Source organism: Eubacterium sp. AB3007 (assembly GCF_000688015.1).
Taxonomy (GTDB): Bacteria; Bacillota; Clostridia; order Peptostreptococcales; family Anaerovoracaceae; genus Aminicella.
The window spans coordinates 739,254-755,530 of sequence record NZ_JIAD01000001.1 but is presented as its reverse complement, the minus strand read 5'-3'; the positions used below and the strand labels follow the sequence as shown (position 1 = coordinate 755,530).

Annotated in this window: 14 protein-coding genes and 1 tRNA gene; 13 read left to right on the top strand and 2 right to left on the bottom strand. The window is 51.4% G+C overall.

The features are described 5' to 3' along the window. Positions 1-64 precede the first annotated feature (64 nt). The 12 genes from P156_RS0103780 to P156_RS12675 all read left to right on the top strand — a co-directional run bounded on the left by P156_RS0103780 (position 65) and on the right by P156_RS12675 (position 11,892). The gene (locus P156_RS0103780) at positions 65-364 is read left to right on the top strand and encodes a DUF6110 family protein (protein WP_034802189.1); all 300 of its coding nucleotides are present in this window, start codon (positions 65-67) and stop codon (positions 362-364) included. Further along, positions 361-2,490: a heavy metal translocating P-type ATPase gene (locus P156_RS0103775; protein WP_027868990.1), complete on the top strand. Its 2,130-nt coding sequence runs from the start codon at positions 361-363 to the stop codon at positions 2,488-2,490. The genes P156_RS0103780 and P156_RS0103775 overlap by 4 nt, the downstream gene beginning before the upstream one ends. Before the next feature lie 72 nt (positions 2,491-2,562). Then, a complete protein-coding gene (locus tag P156_RS0103770; protein ID WP_027868989.1) occupies positions 2,563-3,105 on the top strand; it encodes a nitroreductase family protein in 543 nt (180 codons plus the stop codon). Positions 3,106-3,185: 80 nt separating this feature from the next. Next, positions 3,186-4,082: a DMT family transporter gene (locus tag P156_RS11450; protein ID WP_034802187.1), complete on the top strand. Its 897-nt coding sequence runs from the start codon at positions 3,186-3,188 to the stop codon at positions 4,080-4,082. A 30-nt stretch (positions 4,083-4,112) separates the two neighbouring features. Next, positions 4,113-5,501 carry a sigma-54-dependent Fis family transcriptional regulator gene (locus P156_RS0103760; protein WP_034802185.1) on the top strand — a complete coding sequence of 463 codons (1,389 nt, stop codon included), beginning with the start codon at positions 4,113-4,115 and terminating at the stop codon, positions 5,499-5,501. A 268-nt stretch (positions 5,502-5,769) separates the two neighbouring features. After that, entirely contained in the window at positions 5,770-7,056 is a 1,287-nt protein-coding gene (locus tag P156_RS0103755) for a nitrate/nitrite transporter (RefSeq protein ID WP_027868987.1), read from the top strand. A gap of 50 nt (positions 7,057-7,106) precedes the next feature. Continuing rightward, on the top strand, positions 7,107-7,457 hold the full coding sequence (locus P156_RS0103750) for a cupin domain-containing protein (RefSeq protein WP_027868986.1): 351 nt from the start codon (positions 7,107-7,109) through the stop codon (positions 7,455-7,457). Positions 7,458-7,475: 18 nt separating this feature from the next. Continuing rightward, on the top strand, positions 7,476-8,270 hold the full coding sequence (locus P156_RS0103745) for an SDR family NAD(P)-dependent oxidoreductase (RefSeq protein ID WP_027868985.1): 795 nt from the start codon (positions 7,476-7,478) through the stop codon (positions 8,268-8,270). 56 nt (positions 8,271-8,326) lie between these two features. Beyond that, on the top strand, positions 8,327-9,328 hold the full coding sequence (locus tag P156_RS0103740) for a cyclase family protein (RefSeq protein ID WP_034802183.1): 1,002 nt from the start codon (positions 8,327-8,329) through the stop codon (positions 9,326-9,328). Between the two features lie 101 nt (positions 9,329-9,429). Beyond that, entirely contained in the window at positions 9,430-10,020 is a 591-nt protein-coding gene (locus P156_RS12680; protein WP_027868983.1) for a PepSY domain-containing protein, read from the top strand. A gap of 141 nt (positions 10,021-10,161) precedes the next feature. After that, entirely contained in the window at positions 10,162-10,698 is a 537-nt protein-coding gene (locus tag P156_RS0103730; protein ID WP_034802836.1) for an O-acetyl-ADP-ribose deacetylase, read from the top strand. 12 nt (positions 10,699-10,710) lie between these two features. Then, entirely contained in the window at positions 10,711-11,892 is a 1,182-nt protein-coding gene (locus P156_RS12675; protein ID WP_051600597.1) for an HD domain-containing protein, read from the top strand. 51 nt (positions 11,893-11,943) lie between these two features. Here the strand turns inward: P156_RS12675 and P156_RS0103720 are convergent, their stop codons facing one another. Then, positions 11,944-13,377, bottom strand: a complete 1,434-nt coding sequence (locus P156_RS0103720) for a YfcC family protein (protein ID WP_051600595.1) — start codon at positions 13,375-13,377, stop codon at positions 11,944-11,946. A gap of 248 nt (positions 13,378-13,625) precedes the next feature. Here P156_RS0103720 and P156_RS0103715 point away from each other — a divergent pair, with 248 nt between their 5' ends. Continuing rightward, positions 13,626-15,791 (top strand): InlB B-repeat-containing protein, encoded by a 2,166-nt coding sequence (locus P156_RS0103715; RefSeq protein ID WP_081818436.1) that lies wholly within the window; start codon positions 13,626-13,628, stop codon positions 15,789-15,791. Positions 15,792-15,969: 178 nt separating this feature from the next. On the opposite strand, the gene P156_RS0103710 is transcribed toward P156_RS0103715, so the two are convergent. Continuing rightward, positions 15,970-16,045: transfer RNA gene (locus tag P156_RS0103710), tRNA-Ala, on the bottom strand. Positions 16,046-16,277: the final 232 nt, after the last annotated feature.

Sequence of the window (16,277 nt, the reverse complement as noted above, 5' to 3'; positions counted from 1 at the left end):
AATTAGAAGCGTTTAATTATAATTAACCTATCTTAACTAAATACTAAAAAGGAGACTGAACGAGATGAAGTACTTAGACAAAGCCGTGTTTGCCGCAGGAGGCGCATTGTTCGTGACCGCTGGAGTCGCTGCCCTGACCAGCAAGTGTGCCAAGAAGATCTACACAGACTGTACCGCTCTGGTACTGCGCGGCAGAGACAAGGTGATGGAGACACAGGCAACCCTGAAAGAAAACTGTCAGGATATCTACGAGGATGCTCAGATCATCAACGAGGAAAAGGCAGCGGAAACTGCAGCGGAGAAGCTGGAAGAGGCGAAGGCCATGGTAGAGGCAGCTGCGGCAGAAGAGAGGGCGAAGAAATGAGGCTAACGGTATTGCACGAGTCCATGCGTCGCATCAGGTACAGGATCCCGGTCACGCGGATGTCCATGGTGGATGCGGACGTACTGGAGTGCTATCTGGGGGCGCTGGGCTTTGTGCGAGAGGCCAGAGTCGACGAGAGGACGCGGTGTGCCACCGTGTTCTTTCGCGAGACAGGGCACAAAGCCGATCTGGCAAAGGCCATGGAAGCGTTCACCTTCGGGGATGCGCGTCTGCGGGAGATGGTACCGGAGAACTCGGGAAGGGCCATGAACCGCAGGTATGAACAACAGTTGGTGATGAAGGCGGCGGGGAAGGTCGTGAGAGACACGTTGTTTCCTTTCCGCTGGAAGCTCCTCTGGAACGCGTACAAGAGTATGAAGTTCCTGCGCATGGGGCTTCGATCTCTATGTCATGGTCATCTGAAGGTTGAGGTCCTGGATGCTGCCGCCATTACAGCATCCATGCTCCGTCGCGATTATTCCACGGCAGGGTCAGTCATGTTCCTGCTTGAGGTCGGAGGACTTCTGGAGGAATGGACACACCGAAAGTCAGTGGCGGACCTTGCCCGGAACATGAGCCTGAAGATCGACAAGGTCTGGAAGGTGCTTCCGGAGGACTCCTCCCAGGGTGGTGCCGAGCAGCGCGTGTTGGTGGGTGTTAACGAGGTGAGGGAAGGCGACCGGATCCTGGTGCACACCGCCGGGATCATTCCTCTGGACGGACGAGTCGTGAAGGGAGAGTGCGCGGTGAACCAGGCCTCTATGACAGGAGAATCTATTCCCGTGGTGAAACGTCCCGGCGGCTATGTCTATGCCGGCACCGTGGTGGAAGAGGGCGAATGTATGATCGAAGTCACCCAGTCGGCCGGCAGCGGCAAGTACGACCAGGTGGTGAAGATGATCGAGGAGTCGGAGAAGCTGAAGTCCCAAACGGAGGAAAGGGCCTTTCATCTGGCGGACAGCCTGGTTCCCTGGTCCCTGGCTGGGACGGTGGTTACCTGGCTACTGACCAGAAATGTTACCAGAGCCATGGCGTTTCTGATGGTGGACTTCTCCTGCGCGCTTAAGCTGTCTATGCCCCTGTCGGTACTGTCCGCATTGCGGGAGGCTGGGAACCAGGACATCACCGTCAAAGGAGGGAAATACCTGGAAGCCATCGCTGAGGCAGATACCATCGTATTCGACAAGACCGGCACACTGACGCACGCCGTGCCCTCCGTAGCAGAGATCATCACTTTCGATGGGGCGGAGGAGCAGGAATGCCTGCGTATCGCTGCCTGTCTGGAAGAGCACTATCCGCATTCTGTAGCCAACGCTGTGGTAAACGAAGCTCTGGACCGGGGCATAACCCACGAGGAGATGCATTCTAATGTCAACTACGTGGTCGCCCACGGGATCGCCAGTACCATCGATGGGAAGAAGGCTATCATCGGCAGCTATCACTTTGTGTTCGAAGACGAGAAGACCGTGGTGCCCAGGGGAGAGAGGAGCAGGTTGAAAGCACTACCGGCGGAGTACAGCCATCTTTATCTGGCGGTCGGTGGAAGGCTGAAGGCGGTCCTCTGCATCTTTGATCCGCTTCGCGAGGAAGCGGCAGTGGTGATCGATCAACTTCACGGGTTGGGGATCAGCAAGGTCTGCATGATGACCGGAGATAACGAGCGCACAGCGGCGGCCATCGCGGAGAAGCTTCAGTTGGATGAGTATCGCGCGGAGGTGCTCCCGGGAGACAAAGCAGCGTTCGTCAAAGAAGAACGCACTGCGGGACGTAAGGTCATCATGATCGGTGACGGGGTCAACGATGCTCCCGCCTTGTCGGAAGCAGATGTTGGGATCGCCATCAGCGATGGTGCCGCCATCGCCCGTGAGATCTCGGACGTTACCATCGCTTCAGGAAGCCTGGAGCAGGTAGTGGTGCTTCGGCGTCTTGCGGAGGCTCTCATGGATCGGATCAACGGCAATTACAGGTTCATCATTTCCTTCAACGGGATCCTGATCCTGCTGGGGACCCTGGGGGTGCTGCAGCCGGCCAGTTCCGCGCTCCTCCATAATGGATCGACGGTGGTCACCGGTCTGGCCAGCATGACCGATCTGCTTCCGTCACCTGTGGAGAGGAAAAGGTCCTGAGGATCATCCGTACGTACGGCATTGCAATCCTTGCGAGAGTATGGTAGACTATTCGGCGAGTGGAGGTATACGATGGAAACAAGAGACTGCATTTTAGGAAGAAGAAGCATCCGTAAGTTTACCGACCAGGTCGTCGTCCGGGAGGAGATCGAGAAGTGTGTGGAGCTGGCCTCCTACACGCCGTCCTGGAAAAATACCCAGGTGACCCGATATATCACCGTGGCAGACCAGGGGCTGAAGGAACAGATTGCGGACAACTGCGTACTTGGTTTTGAGAGCAACGGAAAGATCATTCGCCACTGTCCGGTCCTGATGGTCATGACTTATAAGCACGGGATCTCAGGCTATGAGCGGAACGGAGAACCCACCACCAGCAAGGGGGACAAGTGGGAGGTGTTTGACGCCGGTATGGCGGCACAGACCTTCTGTCTGGCTGCCCACGACATGGGGCTGGGTACCGTCGTTATGGGCATCTTTGATGAGCAGAAGCTGGCAGAAACAGTGCATGTGCCAGAAGGGCAGGTTCCGGCGGCATTGATCGCAGTAGGCCATCCGGCAATCGAGCCCCAGGCACCCAAGCGTAAGAGCGTAGAGGAACTGCTCACCTGGAAGTAGAGAGTCCAGAATCTATCGAACGAGACAGTCCCCCGGACAGGGGGCTGTTTTTCACATGTCAATCATCAAGGAGTATCTGAATGAAGAGAATCGCCCTTCTTCTCCCCATCCTCTCCGGTACCTGCTGGGGGTCAGCGGGGGTGTTTGTCCGTGTCCTGTATGAGGCGGGGTTTGACAATATCACTATCACCTTTTCCAGACTGGTCATCACAGCGCTGCTGCTCATGCTGACGTTGCTGGTCTACGACAGGGGTCTTTTCCGGATCAGGGCAGGGGATCTGCCTTTTCTGGCTATCTGTGGCATCTCCGGGTATGTGTTCATGAATATCTGCTACAACGTAGCCATCAATCTTCTGAGCATGTCCCTGGCATCGATCCTGCTCTGTACAGCACCTGTGTTCGTGATTATCCTGGGCTCGATCCTCTTCCATGAGAAGATCACCCGCATCCGGGTGCTCTGCATGCTGGGAGCGCTGGTGGGGTGTTTCCTCCTCAGCGGCATTTTGGATACAGGAGGTCTGAAATGGAGTGTTTATGGCCTCCTCATGGGCGTAGGGGCCTCCCTGAGTAATGCGGCCTATGTGCTGTCTTCCAACGAACTGGCGGACAAGCGGAAGGTGCATCCACTGACCGTGACTTTCTACACCTGCTCACTGGCTGTGCTCCTGATGATCCCGCTGGCAGATCACCATATGATCCTGCAGTTCGTTGCAGATCGCCCCGGGACAGGGGTGATGTTTATGGTCGCCCATGCGGTGGTGGTCTCGCTGCTCCCTAACCTGTCATATACCGTTTCCATGAAGTATGCGGATGCGGGGGTGGTCTCCATACTGGCCAGTGGTGCAGAGCCTACATCCGCACTGCTGTTCGGGCTTTTTCTGTATGCGGAGATCCCCACCGTGCCTGGGGTTATCGGCATGATCATCGTGGTGGTGTCTATCATCGTCCTGACCAGGTCAGATAGTGATTGCGCTTAGCGTTATTATATGTTACTCTGATAAAAACAGATGAAAATGGACAGGGGGGCAGTAATGGATCTGAAGGAGTTGGTCGATGCATTACACGACTATTACGAGGAGTCGATTTTTGTGACAGATGGGGAAGGCAACATCCTGTTCGCCAACAAGGTCGCAGGCCGTCGTCTTGGAATGCCCTGTGAGGAGCTTCCGGGCAGAAATGTGAAAGACCTGCTAGAGGAAGGCGTCTATGAGAGATCCACTGTAATGGAAGCGATCCGCACCAAAAAACCATTTGTCGGTGCGTTGGGAGGCAACGTGGATATGAAGGTCTATTCCAACAGTGTGCCTATCCTGGACGAAATGGGAAACGTCACCATGGTAGTGACCAGCAATATGACTGCCAAGCGCAATCTGGAGTGGGAACGGATCATCAACGAGGACCGCATAGAGAACACCCGTCTGAAGAGAGAACTGGACTACCATCGTTTACAGGACCAGCGAGTGCTTGTAGCGAACAGTCCTGTCATGAAGAACATCATGACCACCATCGAGGCCATCGCTCCTACTGAGTATAGTGTTGTCATCCTTGGAGAGAGCGGTACCGGCAAGGATATGATCGCCCAGATGATTCATGAAAAATCGGATAGGGCTGAGAACGGGTATATCAGCATCAACTGTGCCGCCATGCCGGAATCTCTGCTGGAGAGCGAACTGTTCGGATACGAGGGTGGTGCGTTTACCGGCGCCATTAAGGGCGGGAAGATCGGGCTCCTGGAGGCGGCCTCAGGCGGAACGCTGTTCCTGGATGAGATTGGGGAGATGTCACTCGCCCTCCAATCCAAGCTCTTGCGTGTTCTCGAGAACAAAGAGATCCGTCGGGTTGGCGGCCTGGAAAACATTCCCGTGGATGTACGGGTGATCTGTGCCACCAACAGCGATCTGGAGGAACTGATCAGAAAGAAGACTTTCCGGGAGGATTTGTATTACCGGCTCAGTGTGTTTACGGTCAAACTCCCTCCGCTGAAAGAGCGAAGGGAAGATATCATCCCCATTGCGGAGATGTTCCTTCAGGAGTTGAATAACAAGTATGGCACCAGCAAGGTGCTGGCGGACCTGACGGTGCATACCATGCAAGAATACAGTTGGCCGGGAAACATCAGGGAACTACGGAATGTTGTGGAGAGGATCTATGTGGTCAGTCCCGGCAATGAATTGTTATTCACGCCAATTCCTACAGCGGAGTATGGCGAATTTGATGCTACAGGGAGACCCCAGGGACTGCAGATCCGGGAGTTCGGCAGTCTGAAAGATTTCATACGATACGCAGAAGCAGAATACATCAAGAAAATCATGAAAGAGTGCGGGGGTTCAGTGAACAAGACTGCTGCCAAGCTGGGTATCCACCGAAGCGTGCTTTACAGAAAACTACATAAATAAATATTTCGCGGAATTATTGGAAAAGCGACATGTCTTTATAATGCATCGTATGATGATGTGAATTAAAGACATGTCGCTTTTTTACAACTTTTCGATTTCGGGCCACCACTTGTGTAATGTTGAAAAATGAACGATTAATTTATTTGGCATGGGAATTGCAAAGATTAAATGTAACATTTAGAAAGGAGTGTATTGAAGCAGTTTATTGAAGGAGAATGTACTATGTTAAGAAGAAAGGAAAAGTGGTGAGGAACCACACAGTGTGATTATGACCAAGAAACAGTCATTGAACGATTTTGGAAAAGCCGGATGGGGGACAATCCTCTATTGTCTGCTCATGTTCTATTTCTATGTTGGGATGATCAACGACGGCACGAATGTATTGGCACCAACTGCTGCAGCTAACATTGGGGTGGAACCTGGTACAGTGATCCAGACCAATGGATACGCTGGAATGCTGGCTGTCCTGGGATTTATCCTGGTAGGACAGATCAACCGAAGGATCGGTCCAAGATACACCTCGGGTATCTTTACCATCATCAGCGGTATCGCTTACGTTATCTGCGGTAATGCAACATCTATAGCTGTGTATTTTGTGGCTATGACTATCTGTGCAACCGGTATGATGTCTGCTGGTTATGTGGCCGGCGGCACTCTGGTAGCTACCTGGTTCCCGAAGAAGAAGGGAATCGTTATGGGATATACCACCATGGGGCACAATCTGGCTTCAGCTTCCTATGTAGCTCTGCTCACCGGGCTGGTTGCCGCCTTTGGAAGTATCAACACCGCATCTATTCCAATTGGCGTGGCTTGTGTGATTCTGGGTGTTGTGGGTCTGATTTCCATGAGAGACACTCCTCAGGAGAGGGGCATGAATCCGGACAATGTCTCCAACGAAGTCTATGAAGCGGAATACCATACCAAGCATGACGATGGTGGTTGGACTACCGCTAAACTTCTGAAGACCAAGGAAACCTGGCTGGTTGCACTTTACACAGGTCTCTTCCAGATCTGTTCCGTCGGTGTCATGCAGCAGCTTGTTACCCGCAATATCCGTGACTTCGGTATGTCTCAGGCTGGAGCACTGACTCTGATGACCGTGGTCGCTCTGGTTGGCGTGTTCGGGTCCTGGCTCATCGGCCTCATTGATACCAAGATCGGCACCAAGAGAACCATGCAGGGATTCGGACTCTGGTATGCGGCGGCACTGGTGATCAACGTACTGGCTGGTGGACAGGTAGGGCCTCTGTTCTATCTCTCCATCTTTATGATTGGCATGGGAATCGGCGGTTCGGCCAATTTCACCACCTCGCTGCCCACCTCCGTGTTTGGACGTCAGGGATTTGACAAAGTTAATTCCGTGGTCTTCCCGATCCAGGGATTCGTCACGGCATGGTGCTTTGTTGTCAACGGTATCGTAACCAACGCCATCGGCAATCTGAGTGTCGCTTACATGATCTTCGCAGGTGGCGCAGTGCTTGTCTCCGTCCTCGTCTCCTTCCTGAACGAGTATAAGTTCAACAAGGACCATGCGGCAGAGCACAAATCAGCATAATCAATCGTATTTAAAGATCTCATATTATCTACATGTAAGGAGGTACAATCATGATCAAGAGAACCTATGAAGAGCTGGAGCCTTATTTTCCGCCAGGGCATTTTGGAGTGACTTGTAAGCGGTATCACGGAAAGGATGAGACCGGAGCAGAGAAGTTCTGGATCGGAATCTCCGAGTTTGAGCCAGCTGGCGGTGCTGACTGGGCATACGAAGACAATCCGCTGGAGAAGGTGTATTTCGTTCTGGAAGGCGAGATGACAGTGACAGACAAGGATGGCAAAGAGTACGTGATCCACGCAGGTGAGAGCATCAGTTTTCCGCCCAACGAGGGACGTGGTCTGGTGAACGCCTCGGACAAGCCGGCGAAAATGCTGGTGATCATCAACTACCCTGAAGCATAGGAAAATGGAGGATTAACAATGGTAAACGTCGAAAAAAGCTTTGTGAACAACATGTTTTCCGTTGAGGGCAAGGTGGCTCTGGTCACCGGTGCTACCGGTGCGCTGGGTTGCGTTCTGTCCAAAGCATATGGATACGCTGGCGCTAAGGTCTTCATGACCGGGCGAAACGCAGAGAAGCTACAGAAACTGCAGGACGAGTTCGAAGCTGAAGGAATCGACTGTGCATACTTCGTAGCTGACCCACAGAAGGAAGAGGACGTAAAGGCTCTGATCGCTGCATGTGTAGAGAAGTACGGCGAGGTAAACATCCTGGCTATCTGCCATGGCTACAACAAGCCGGCTAACATCCTGGATCAGTCCGTTGAGGATTGGCAGTTCATCATGGATGCTGACTGCAAGTCCGTATACATCGTCTGCAAGTATGTTGCAGAGCAGATGGTCGAGCAGGGGAAGGGCGGCAAGATGGTCGTCGTGACCTCTCAGAGATCCAAGCGCGGCATGGCCGGATACACCGGATACTGCACCTCCAAGGGCGGCGCAGACCTGATGGTCTCCTCCATGGCCTGTGACCTGACAGCTAAGTACGGCATCAACGTCAACTCCATCTGCCCGACGGTGTTCCGCAGCGAGCTCACTGAGTGGATGTTCGATCCTGATTCTGAGGTCTACAAGAACTTCCTGAAGAGAGAGCCTATCGGCAGACTGGCTGAGCCCTACGATTTTGTTGGATTCGCTCTGTTCCTGTCCTCTGAGGCAAGTGATTTCATGACCGGCGGTAACTACGACTGTTCCGGCGGCTACCTGACCTGCTAAGTTGACCTAACCCCATTTGCGCAGCAAAACTTTTAAATTGTAAAGGAGAAATTATTATGAGCAAAGTGTATATCGATCTGGCACATCCCTTTGGTGGTGAGATTCCAAGATGGCCATACTTCGACAAACCGGAAATCGACAACGCACATACCATGGCTAAGGGCGGCGTTCTGACCCAGAGAATTAACTGCACCATGCATACTGGAACCCACTGTGACGCCCCAAGACACGTCATGGAGTATGAGTTTGATGGCAGACGTGCTCGTTATACCCATGAGATGCCTGTTGATGCTTACACCGGACAGGCTGTCGTTCTGAAGATCGACATCGAGCCCTGGGGACTGATCACAGACGAGCATCTGGAGGCTGCCTGCAAGGCTTGTGGTGTTGACCCGGCTGAGCTGGAGGGCAAGATCGTGTGCCTGAACACTGGCATGCACAGACTTTTCGACGATTCCAAGGCTTACTATCACTATGCTTGTGGAACAGGCGTTGAGGCTGGTAAGTGGTTTGTAAAGCACGGCGTGAAGTGCGTGGCTATGGACTCTCAGGCTCTGGATCATCCTCTGCACACCGCTATGGGTAACAACGGAATGACCAGAATGAACCTGCTGGGCGCTACCGGCAAGCCGCTGACCGAGGAGTACACAGAGCTGTTTGGCGAAGAAGCTTATGCCAAGTTCGACAAGTTCAAGTACATCGAGATGTTTGGACAGGAGAAGTACGACGAGCTGTATGGTGATCTGGAAGAGATCGGCGTATGGGGCACATGGGAGCCTTGCCACAAGGAGATGCTGGGCCACGGTATCGTAGGTGTAGAGAACCTGGGTGGTGACCTGGACAAGATCATCCCGGGCAGATGGTTCGAGTTCCTGTGCTTCCCTCTGAGATGGTACATGGGAGACGGTTCCATGGCAAGATGCGTTGCTCTGATCGACGAGGAAGACATCGATAAGACCGTTGCCGACAGAACCTACAAGTATGGCGGCACAGGATTCGAAAGCGATGAGCATTCTCCGCTGGAGTACATGCAGAAACTGTTTGCGCGGAACAAGTAAAAAAGGCTTTTGCCGAAAACAATGAAATATTAGTCTGGTTTTAATGTTGCGTTGTTACACTGTAGCAAAAGATATCCGTGAGGTTCAGAAAGGAGGCTGTGATGAAACAGTTTATGAAAAGAAAACTTCTGGGCGGCATGGTGGCAACTATCGCTGCAGTGTTGATAATGTCCTTGTGCATGAGTGGAACTGCGTATGCAGCTGCACCGTCCATCGATGAAGTGGAACTCAAAGGTAAGAAAAAGGTCGAGGTTGACTTCCACGGAGACGTAGAATATAAAAACGTAAAGGTCATCGTAAAGAATCCTGGTGGCAAGAAATACAAGGCTAAGATCGTTAAGAAGGATGACGATGACATCACCTTTGTTCTCCGTAAACACAAGGCAGGCAAGACCTACCGATTCACCATCAAGGGCGTACGGCAGCAGAATACCACCAAGTACGGCAAGGTGAAGGGATCTGTCACCATCCCAAAGAAGAACGGTTACATTGGTAAGAAGGCAGCACTTGCCATCGCCCTCAAGGATGCCGGCCTGAAGAAGGCACAGGTGAGGGATACCCATGTGGAACTGGACTGGGAGAAAGGTGTCCGGGTCTATGAGGTGGAATTTGAAAGTGGAAAATACGAGTATGAGTATGATATACGCGCCACCGATGGAAAGATCCTATCAAAAAATAAAGAACTGGATTAGATATCATAGTTTGCAGAGCAGACCGAATGGTCTGCTCTTTTTTTCTTTGGGAATACGGGCTGTATTTCTTTGTAGAATGGTGGTAGAATAAGTGGCAAAGAGAGGTGTCAGAATATGAGTACCGGGGAAAGGAGCATCGTCATGAAACAAGGCAACACAGTTATCTGTACGAAGCTTGGGGATATTACGAGAGACCTTGGGGTGGATGCCATCGTCAACGCTGCCAACCGTTCACTGCTGGGGGGTGGTGGTGTGGATGGCGCGATCCACCGGGCCGCCGGAAGCCAGCTGCTGGAGGAGTGCCGCACACTGCATGGCTGTGAGACTGGAGAAGCCAAGATCACAGGAGCCTACAGATTGCCCTGTGGCGCAGTGATCCATACGGTGGGGCCCATCTGGCGCGGAGGCGGGCAGGGAGAGCCGGCACTTTTGGCCAACTGCTATCGGAATTCTCTGCGGGTCGCGATGGAGAATGGGATCCGCACAGTGGCATTCCCTTCTATTTCAACGGGGATATACGCCTATCCAGTGGAGCAGGCGGCAGAGATAGCAGTGCGCACGGTAATCGGCTTTGTGCAGGAGAATCCACAGGCGCTGGATGAGGTGATGTGGGTGCTCTTTGATACGCACACCAAGTCCGCTTACGACAAAGCCCTTGCGGCTGAGGAAGGTCATTAGGAAGGGGAGGACATGGATCGATTGCAGGGAAACGAGCGGATCAGAGCACTGATCCGGGAAGGAATCGAACATAACAATGAGGTGATGCTGGAGTCGCTTACACAGGTACTGCAGGAACGGATCGCAGAGAAAGGGCGATGCGTGCTCCCGGTGGAACTTACCGGGGAGAACGATCTGAAGGAAAGTGTGATCCCTATGATTACCGACGAAGAAGGGAGCACGTATATCCCAGTCTTTACAAGCGAGGAGGAATGCAGGAGAGGGGAAGAAACCGGCATGGAGACGATCTCTCTGGAGAGAGTCATCAAGTACACCCTGGCCAGTCCGGAAGTAAACGGAATGGTGATCGACGCATGGGGTCATTCCTGCCAAATGGACAAGCCCTTGCTCTGGCATATCATCGAGAGCAGCGAAGGAGAGCAGGTCGATTATGAGTGGAAGAACTCCATGATCGACAAAGCTATCCACTTCGCCACCGAGTGCCATGCGGGCCAGTTGCGGAAAGGCACGCAGATCCCCTATATCACACATCCCATGGAAGTAATGGGCATTCTCAGCCGAATGCGGGCGGATCCGGATCTTGTGATCGCGGGCCTCCTTCACGATGTGAAGGAGGATGCAGGTGTGACGGAGTATGAACTGGTCAGCGAGTTTGGGTTTGACGTGGCACACCTGGTGATGGCTCACAGCGAGGATAAATCAAAGAGCTGGGAGGAGCGCAAGTCGCGGGCGATCGCGTCTCTGCAGCAGGCCGATTTCCGCACAAAGCTTTTGGTCATGGCGGACAAAGTCTCCAACCTGCGGAGCATGATGTACGACTTTCAATATGAGGGCGCTTCTTTCTGGGACAAGTTCAATGCTCCAAGGGAGCAGCAATCCTGGTATTACAGTGGTGCAGTAAACGCCCTGGCGGAGTTCCGGGATTACGATGAGAGCCGGCCGGTATACTGGGAGATGGTGGATCTTTTCAAGGATCTGTTCGTTAGTTTTTACTATGATGCAGCCAGCAAGCGGATCTTCCAGATGGCTGCCCATGGAGAGGCCTATGTTCTGGATAGCAGCAGCAGTGACTACTACCTTTGGGAGGAGGAGATCCCACAGGGGAGCATCCTCATTGACCGCTACCAGGCGGAGGAGATAGAAGACAGTTGGCGTACCATGTCAGAAACCGGTGGTACCGATAAGTTATCCTGAAAAAAGGGGATGTCTCATATTGAGACATCCCCTTGTGTCTGTCACAGGTGTTCAATGGTAGCCGATGGCCGTTGCTATGACCAGAAGGATGCAGGCAAGGATCGCCCACAGAATCCACAGCTTCCACATGAATTTGAACCATTTCCCGTAAGGGACGTGGCAGATGGCCAGTGCGGCCATGATCTCGCCGCTGGTGGGAGAGATGACATTGGTGAATGCGTCTCCATACTGGAAAGCCAGCACAGCGGTCTGTCTGGTTACCCCCAGAACGTCTGACAGCGGTGCCATGAACGGCATGGTGATCGCTGCCTGCCCGGAACCAGAGGGGACCAGGAAGTTCAGGATGTCCTGCATGACGAACATTCCGACCGCGGCAACGGAGGAGTGCAGTCCACCCAGTGCCTTGCCCATACTGTTGACGATGGTGTCCATGATCTGCGCGTCCGAGAGGATGTTAGTCGCTGCATAACACAGCCCAATGATCAGGCCGGCCCATAGCAGATCCTTGGCACCTTCCACAAAAGCATCTGCCGTCTTCCCAGGTGATAGGCGGCCGATGAGTGCGCAGAGGATGCCCACGATCAGGAAAACCCCTGACATCTCGTCGATATAGAAGCCCAGTTTGATGACAGAGAACGCAGCAAAGACAAATCCCCCGAAGAAGATGGCCAGAATGAGGCCCTGACTCTTCGTCATCCTGGTAATACTTTCTGGATTGAAATCCATCTCCGCCCGATACTTTTTGTCTACTTCAAAATTATAGGCCTGGCTGGGGTCCTTTCTGATCCGGTGGGCATACAGCATCATGTAGATAATGGTCGCTATTACCAGAACTGCCCAACTAACAACACGGAATCCAATACCTGAGAACATGGGGAGTCCGGAGATCGTCTGTGCGACACCGACGGAGAACGCTTGTGTCATGCCGCCTGCATACCCTACAGCAGAGGCGCAGAACAGGAGCGCAACGGATAAAATGGAATCAAATCCACAGGCCATGCAGACCATATACATCAGTGGAAGAAAGGCCAGGTATTCTTCGCAACAGGCTGCTGTGGCAGAGATCAGAGAAAAGATGATCAGGCAGATGGGGACGAGGATGATCTCCTTGCCTGCCGTTGCTTTGATCATGTTGCTGATCCCTGCATGTAGAGCACCGGTGGCTTCCACTATCTTGAACACGCCACCAAGGATCAGAAGAAAGAAAATAATATAGGCGGCATCCTGCAGGCCCTTGGTGAAGGATACGAGAACATCGAAGGGGGCAATCGGCTTGTTATCCACATGGTGATAGGAACCCTGTACGATCCCTTCGTACTCGGTACCTTCGATCGGTACCCGGTCGAACTGTCCGGCCGGTACGACATAGGTGGCGATGGCGGCCAGGATAATGATGAAGGCCAGGATGATCATTGGATTGATGGTTTTGACCTCGTGCATCTCCTGAAGCGCAGCGCCTTCTTTTGGTTTCTTGAATATAGGCATAAACTCCTCCTGCCATGTAAGTAAAAAATTGACTTAATGGGAGTATTATAGCATTGGGTGTATTTTTATGCAATAACCGGGTAAAAATACAGATATACCTGGCCGGTGGTGTGATAGGACCGATTTTCAATTTCATATAATGGGGAAGTGAACAGCAGAAAACATCTTTTTGTTGAAAGAGGTATAATTTGCATATATAATGATTATATATGAATTGAAATAATTTACGTCAGATTCGCTTGTAGGGAATGAAAGGGATCATCATGCCGAATAGATCAAGAAGACTACTACCTGTGTTGGTCATGATCACAATGATCGTGACAGCCTTTTTCGTCGTGTTACCGGAGGAGGTAACTGCCGCCTCTGGATTGCCGAAAGTGGCTTCTTTGAGAGCCAATGTCAGGCAGACGGCCGTGACCATTTCATGGAAAAAACTGAATAAAAAACAACTGAAAAAGGTCAAAGGGATCGCAATCTACAGGAACGGTTCTTTCATAAGAAATGTTGGTAAGAAGACAGGCTCGTATACAGATACTGGTCTCAAGGCCGGAACCAGTTATTCTTATTCAGTAAAGACTTATAAGAAAACAAAGAAAAAAGAATGGTTCAATAAGAAGACTCAGAAGTGGCAGAAGAAAAAGCCTGCAAAAGGATTCAGAGGAAAGTCCAGAAAAATAATTAAATACAGCGCTGCAGCGAACGTTTATATCACAACGACCAAAGGTGGAACGCAGTCGCCTGTCAATAAGCCCGAAAAACAACATACTACCATAGATAGAAAACAGCAGACGATCAATTATTATGGCGACAAAACCCTCAAGGTTGGACAGAAGTATAAACTAGGGGCCAGCGCTTCCAGCGGTCTTCCACTTACATATATTTCGGAGGATCCTGGTATTGCCAGCGTAGACAGCACAGGCCTTGTGACTGCCAATGGATATGGGACAACCAGTATACATGTCAGACAAGAGGGCAACGCTGCTTACTCTCCGGCAGAAAGGATTGCTACGATCAGAGTGGACTCGGCGAGAGTGACCATTCGGTTTGATGGGAATGGAGGCACAGGGTCCATGACTGACCAGACGCTTTCCCATGGATCTGGTACGCTTGATGCAAACCAGTTTACACGTGATGGCTTTTCCTTTAAGGGGTGGAGCCAGGATTCGAATTCTTCTTCTCCAAGCTATTTTGATAAGGGGGCCTTTGCGCTGTACGAAGCGACAAGTACAACTGTTACACTCTATGCGGTTTGGGAAAAAGAGGCTGAAGATATAGTTATCAGAGATCCGTTTGCGGTTAACTATGAGTATAAAAACGGAAATGTCTGCATCATCGATTCTGGGATGGGAGAGGTCGCCGTTCCTATGGTTATTCCTCCACATGTTGCCAATATTACCTGGAAAAAGAGCAATGCAGGATTGGCTGTTGGTCTGGATACTGTTTCCTTTACAACGGCTGATAGGGGGAGAAGACTTACCCTTAAAGCAGAGAAGGCTCTGAGTAACAAAGGCACATTGGGGCAGGTCAAATTTACTGGCACACTTGAAATGGAACCTGGATATAAGTACTATGATGAAAGTAAAATGACACAATCATTTATTGTGACTAACACAGTATATCCGATGATGGGGTCGGTCAGTGCCCCGGTATATGACTACGAAGTGTTCAACAGAGGCGTTGCTGATGATTCCTCCAGATCATTGAGTGTGTTCAGTGAGCTGCCTCCGAACGCCACAGTCAATATCGATATCGCAAGATGGAACGGGGATCGCGATAACGTTGGTCTGAGAGTCAATTCTGACTTTGATCTGAAGACACCGGAAGCAGACTGCAATAGTATTCTATTGATGGAAAAGCATTGGGGGAAAATCTTTCTGATTCAGGCCGGGAAATTCAAACTTCATTCTGACCGTTATGATAAAGATATATGGTTCAACCTTTCCGGCAAAGGCGATTATATGCTTGGCTATCATAATCATCTGAAGGATGTAGCCGCGCAATGCAAGGACAGCAACGAAATAATGATCGTCAGAAACTGCATAAAATACATATATACTCACTATTACTACAGTAGATCCGGCAATTATTATGACAATGGCTGCGGTGACTGTGGAGCGGCTGCCACCTTCATGGAGCGCGTGCTGAGATACAGTGGAATTGAGGCATATGTACGAGGCGCAAAAGAAGTAAGTGGTCAGCCTAATGAACATGTCAATAACGCGGTCATTCTCAGCGATGGCTCGAAGTATGTGGCGGATGGGACTCCCAGCGACCATGTCTATACAGAAGAAGAAGCTGAGTACTGGCTTCAGGATGAACCAGGCGAAACATTGCAGGATGCCAGAAACGGCTGCCGCATATGCAGGTGGGAGGCTTATAATGCTCGTTATGGCGATAGTCTGGAGTTCTATTGATGACTCTGTCTTTTGATTCAGTTTACCATCAAGGGATTGATCAAAACGAGCCCCTCGGAAGGGCGGGATGAACCGACTTTCCGAGGGGCTCAACGTATGCGCGGTGAATCTCCACGCCTGTTTAGTGAGCATTCAAAAAAGCCACAAGAGACGGGATATACCCATCTCCTGTGGCTTATGGTGGAGCATAGGGGGATCGAACCCCTGACCTCCAGATTGCGAACCTGGCGCTCTCCCAGCTGAGCTAATGCCCCAAAACACTGGCTCATTATACCACTTTGCTTACAAAAAAGCAAGTGCTTTATGACGAAAATCGCTGAGTTGTGGAGTCGGCAACCCACATCTATGGCAGTGGGGGATATCTGGCGCTCATTATAAATATTCGCCGCGTCCATACCGTGTTTCTTTTGCACACTATTGAAATGGATATTTCACGCTGTCAAGGTCCATATTATCCACTCGGTGAGACACTCTGTCAATTCGTGA

Excerpts from the sequence above, each read along its gene's own strand:
- P156_RS0103780 (WP_034802189.1), top strand. The coding sequence starts at position 65 with ATGAAGTACTTAGACAAAGCCGTGTTTGCCGCAGGAGGCGCATTGTTC.
- P156_RS0103775 (WP_027868990.1), top strand. The coding sequence starts at position 361 with ATGAGGCTAACGGTATTGCACGAGTCCATGCGTCGCATCAGGTACAGG.
- P156_RS0103770 (WP_027868989.1), top strand. The coding sequence starts at position 2,563 with ATGGAAACAAGAGACTGCATTTTAGGAAGAAGAAGCATCCGTAAGTTT.
- P156_RS11450 (WP_034802187.1), top strand. The coding sequence starts at position 3,186 with ATGAAGAGAATCGCCCTTCTTCTCCCCATCCTCTCCGGTACCTGCTGG.
- P156_RS0103760 (WP_034802185.1), top strand. The coding sequence starts at position 4,113 with ATGAAAATGGACAGGGGGGCAGTAATGGATCTGAAGGAGTTGGTCGAT.
- P156_RS0103755 (WP_027868987.1), top strand. The coding sequence starts at position 5,770 with ATGACCAAGAAACAGTCATTGAACGATTTTGGAAAAGCCGGATGGGGG.
- P156_RS0103750 (WP_027868986.1), top strand. The coding sequence starts at position 7,107 with ATGATCAAGAGAACCTATGAAGAGCTGGAGCCTTATTTTCCGCCAGGG.
- P156_RS0103745 (WP_027868985.1), top strand. The coding sequence starts at position 7,476 with ATGGTAAACGTCGAAAAAAGCTTTGTGAACAACATGTTTTCCGTTGAG.
- P156_RS0103740 (WP_034802183.1), top strand. The coding sequence starts at position 8,327 with ATGAGCAAAGTGTATATCGATCTGGCACATCCCTTTGGTGGTGAGATT.
- P156_RS12680 (WP_027868983.1), top strand. The coding sequence starts at position 9,430 with ATGAAACAGTTTATGAAAAGAAAACTTCTGGGCGGCATGGTGGCAACT.
- P156_RS0103730 (WP_034802836.1), top strand. The coding sequence starts at position 10,162 with ATGAAACAAGGCAACACAGTTATCTGTACGAAGCTTGGGGATATTACG.
- P156_RS12675 (WP_051600597.1), top strand. The coding sequence starts at position 10,711 with ATGGATCGATTGCAGGGAAACGAGCGGATCAGAGCACTGATCCGGGAA.
- P156_RS0103720 (WP_051600595.1), bottom strand. The coding sequence starts at position 13,377 with ATGCCTATATTCAAGAAACCAAAAGAAGGCGCTGCGCTTCAGGAGATG.
- P156_RS0103715 (WP_081818436.1), top strand. The coding sequence starts at position 13,626 with ATGAAAGGGATCATCATGCCGAATAGATCAAGAAGACTACTACCTGTG.